Below are 2,781 nucleotides of genomic sequence, written 5' to 3'. Positions count from 1 at the left end.
GCGGGCGGTTGGTGCATCGGCTGGTTCATGGTCCTGTTGGTTCAAATCCGGTTGTCATGTCGTATCTGGAGGAAGCCTCACGTCACGCCGTTGAGTATGCCCCACCATGCCGCCGCCAGTATGGCCATGGCTGCGGAGAAAAGCACGAAACCCGCCATCAGGAACAGTCCGTCCCGTTGCAGGAGCCCCACGGCAAGGGCCGTGGCCGCTATCGCGGGGGGAATGTTGCCGATGAACGGAATGGGCAACAGCATGGTGAAGCCGCAGACCGCGCAAAGGATTGCGGTGATCGTGCGGCCCAGCGCGCCGGCTGCCCATTCGTGCCGCGGATGCGTGAGCCGCTCGAGGCGTAGGACCAGCGGCAGCGCCTTGTCCAGCATCCGCTGCAGGTCGGCGCGCGCGATGGTGCGAGCGCCAAGGAAACGCGGCAACCAAAGGCTGCGGCCAGGCCACAGCAGCAGTTGCAGCGAAACCAGCAGGATCGCGGTTCCGAACGCGGTCGGGATGCCATAGGGCATCGGCAGCGTGCAGGGCAGCGCGAACAGCAGGATCGCCAGCCCGTGCGCGCGGTTGCCAAGGCGCGCGATGATCTCGACAATGGTGACCTCTTCGCCGGCAAGGTCGGCAATCACCGCCTCAAGATGTTCCGAGATTCCTGTCGCCACGTCCTGTCTCTATGCTCGCCGCGTCTAATGATCCGCGATCTACCGCGTCACAAGGCCAATGTCAGGTAGATGGGCAAGCCGATGGTGATGTTGAAGGGGAATGTCAGCCCAAGCGACAGGGTGACGTAGATGCCGGCCTCGGCGTTGGGCACGGCAATCCGCATCGCTGCCGGCACGGCGATGTACGAGGCCGAGGCGGCCAGGACCATCAGCACGAACAGGTTGCCCCCCGCCATGCCGACAACCGACCCAAGCGCCCAGGCTGAAAGGGCACCCAGGATCGGCATCACCACCCCGAAAAGGAACAGGCCGGGGGAAAGGAGCCGGCGATGCGCCAGAAGGCTGCCGCCGGCGACCAGACCCATGTCCAGCAGGAACAGGCAGAGGATGCCGGTAAAGGGCGTGACGACGAAGGGCGCGATCAGTTCCAATCCCTCACCGCCGGTAATGGCACCGATGGCAAACGAACCCGTCAGCAGAACGATCGAACCGTTGGCCAAAAGGTCACGGCCAAGTCCGTCGGTCCTGGGCTCGTTGCTGCCAAAGCGATGCACCAGCCACAGCGCCGAAAGGATCGCCGGGACCTCCATCGCGGCGGCAACGGCGACCATGTAGCCGTCATGCGCAACGCCGGTCAGGTCCAGAAGGCTCACCGCCGTGACGAAGGTGACGATCGAGATCGACCCGTAGTGGCCCGCCACCGCCGCCGCGTTCACCGGATCCAGCCTGGTCATCATTCGCAGTAGCAGATAGGCGAGGAACGGCAGGGCGAAGGACAGGAACACGCCGACGCCGATGGCCACGAACAGGTCGGCCGTGGGTCCGTGCGCGGCAAGGCTCGCGCCGCCTTTGAAGCCGATCGCGAGCAAAAGGTAGAGCGACATGAATTTCGCAGCACCGGCAGGTATCGACAGATCGCTGCGCGCCAGCGCCGCGATCAATCCCAGCACAAAGAACAGGATCGTGGGGACAAGGAGGTTGTTGGAAAGGGTTTCGAGCATGTGCTGCATGTGAATCTCCGTGACGTTTGGCTGCACATGCCTTGACCGGAAAGAGAGCGGAAATATAAACTAAACGTAATTTTGATAGCTTCAGGCTATGTGATGCGCCCGACCTTGCGACAGCTGGAATACATAACGGCGGTGGCCCGACTGGGGCCCTTCAATCCGGCCGCCGAGGCGCTGAACGTCAGCCAGCCCAGCCTCTCCGCCCAGATCGCCGAGGTCGAGCGCGACCTTGGCGTGCGCCTGTTCGAGCGCAGCCGGTCCGGCGTGCAACTGACGGGCAAGGGCGCCGAGGTCGTGCGGCGCGCCCAAGGCATCATGCGTGCCGTCGAAGATCTCCGCGCCAGCGTGGCGGGCGAGGTTCCGTTCGGCGGGCGGCTTCGCCTGGGGGTTCTGCCCTCGATCGGGCCGTGGCTCCTTCCCAGGGTCGTCGCCCATGTTCACCAGAACTTTCCGAACCTGCGCGTGGTCGTGCGTGAGGAGCCGACGCAAGACCTCGAACAGGGGCTGCGATCAGGTCGATTCGACCGGATCATCTCGACGCCCGAAGACCATCCCGGAACGCTGCAGCAAACGCTCTTCTCTGAACACTTGTACATTCTGGTGGCCGGGGACGATCCGTTGGCTCGCGGAAGCGGCGCGGTGGATCCGGCAGAGCTGCGTGGCCGGATTTTCCTGACGCTTGACGCGCGCCATCGGCTGGCGCGCATGGTCTATGCGCTGGCATCCGACTGCGGGGGCATGATTTCCGACGAATACGAGGGCACAAGCCTGGATTTGATCCGGATGATGGCGGCTTCAGGCGCGGGTGTGGCCATCGTTCCTCAGCTCTACGCCGGTCGCCAGGCGGTGCACGACCCGGAGGTGGTGGTTCGGCCATTGGCCTTGCCGTCGGCCAGGCGTGAAATCGCCCTGATCCGGAACGGTTCGGAACGGTCCCCAAACAGCGACGGCGATCTTCTGTTTCTGGCGCTCAGGGACGAGGCCCGGCGGCTGGGGCTGGGCTCATGATGCCGACCCGCAAGATTTTTTTCCTCCCATCTTGTGGAAATCAATTGCCGTGCCGTTTGACAAAGGCAAACTGGGCCGGAAAGGAGAATTCCGATGAAATG

General features: G+C 63.8%; 3 protein-coding genes. 1 reads left to right on the top strand and 2 read right to left on the bottom strand.

Annotated elements, in window-relative coordinates; genetic code table 11:
* Nucleotides 1–77 precede the first annotated feature (77 nt).
* Both F3H26_RS19190 and F3H26_RS19185 read right to left on the bottom strand, forming a co-directional pair.
* Nucleotides 78–665 (bottom strand): exopolysaccharide biosynthesis protein, encoded by a 588-nt coding sequence (locus F3H26_RS19190; protein WP_149777564.1) that lies wholly within the window; start codon nt 663–665, stop codon nt 78–80.
* Between the two features lie 47 nt (nt 666–712).
* On the bottom strand, nt 713–1,675 hold the full coding sequence (locus tag F3H26_RS19185; RefSeq protein ID WP_149777563.1) for a sodium-dependent bicarbonate transport family permease: 963 nt from the start codon (nt 1,673–1,675) through the stop codon (nt 713–715).
* Between the two features lie 93 nt (nt 1,676–1,768).
* Between F3H26_RS19185 and F3H26_RS19180 the strand changes: the two genes are divergently transcribed.
* Entirely contained in the window at nt 1,769–2,680 is a 912-nt protein-coding gene (locus F3H26_RS19180) for a hydrogen peroxide-inducible genes activator (protein ID WP_149777562.1), read from the top strand.
* Nucleotides 2,681–2,781 lie beyond the last annotated feature (101 nt).

This window comes from Ruegeria intermedia, assembly GCF_900129345.1.
GTDB lineage: Bacteria > Pseudomonadota > Alphaproteobacteria > Rhodobacterales > Rhodobacteraceae > Ruegeria > Ruegeria intermedia.
The sequence above is the reverse complement of the archived record's forward strand: the minus strand, read 5'-3'. Positions and strand labels throughout refer to the sequence as shown.

Bases quoted from the DNA above. Each gene is read 5' to 3' on its own strand.
- F3H26_RS19180 (WP_149777562.1), top strand. From the start codon at position 1,769: ATGCGCCCGACCTTGCGACAGCTGGAATACATAACGGCGGTGGCCCGA.
- F3H26_RS19185 (WP_149777563.1), bottom strand. From the start codon at position 1,675: ATGCAGCACATGCTCGAAACCCTTTCCAACAACCTCCTTGTCCCCACG.